The organism is Nonomuraea glycinis (assembly GCF_014646515.1).
Classification (GTDB): Bacteria; Actinomycetota; Actinomycetes; order Streptosporangiales; family Streptosporangiaceae; genus Nonomuraea; species Nonomuraea glycinis.
The window spans coordinates 1-860 of sequence record NZ_BMNK01000043.1 but is presented as its reverse complement, the minus strand read 5'-3'; the positions used below and the strand labels follow the sequence as shown (position 1 = coordinate 860).

Here is an 860-nt window from a genome sequence, read left to right as displayed (position 1 = left end):
CCGGGTGGGCGGGGTTCCACGGGCCCGAGGGGTGTCCTTCCTGGTTCGTGGGGGCGGTTTGGTGCTGGTCAGGTGGGTGCCGGCAGGGCTTGAAGCCGGGCCAGCGCGGTCAGGAGTGTGCCGGCCCAGGGCCATCGCGCAGCGATTCGCAGGCGTAGGCGCCGCCCTCCGCGCACCAGCCGCCCGGCGACGGCGAACAGGCGCAGCCGCAGGCGTTTGGGTTCGTAGCGGCGGGCATCGGTGTCGTGCAGGGTGAGCATCTGCATCCAGGCCATGAGTTCGCAGGCCAGCGCGACGATCTCGCACCAGATCTGGTTCTGGGTGACGTCGTGCAGGGGCAGATTGGCCAGGCCGGTGTCTTTGGCGCAGCGGATGCGGTCCTCGCAGCGTGCCCGGCGGCGGTGGCGTAGTTCCAGGTCGGCGAGCTGTCCGCGCTTGGTGTTGGTGACGAAGGCGGTGAAGCGGTGCCCGTCGATGTCGGTGAAGCGTAGTTGGGCGCCGGGGTGCGGGCGTTCTTTGCGGGCGATGACGCGCATGCCTTTGGGCCAGCCGGCCAGATCCAGCAGGCCGGTCAGCTCGGCTACCCAGGCGCCGGGCCGGATCTGGCCGTTGGCGTCGTAGGCGGGTGTCCACGCGGGCTGCGGCAACCGCAGAAGCGCGGCTTGGATGTCGTCGGTGAGGGTGAACCCGATCGAGTACGACAGCCACCGTCCGGGCCGGGTCAGCCAGGCCAGGAACTCATGGGTGCCGCCGCCGGAGTCGGTGCGGATCAGTACCTGGCGGCGACGCTGGCGGGGTAGCTGGGCCAAGGCGAGCCGGGTGGCGTCGATGTGGTCGGCGGCGGTGTTGGAGCCGGCGTT

1 protein-coding gene is annotated in these 860 nt (G+C 70.9%); it reads right to left on the bottom strand.

Features of this window, described 5'->3' with window-relative positions; all coding sequences use genetic code 11:
* Nucleotides 1-68 precede the first annotated feature (68 nt).
* The coding region (locus IEY87_RS45315; RefSeq protein WP_189145104.1) for an IS1380 family transposase at nt 69-860 on the bottom strand (792 nt) is incomplete at its 5' end.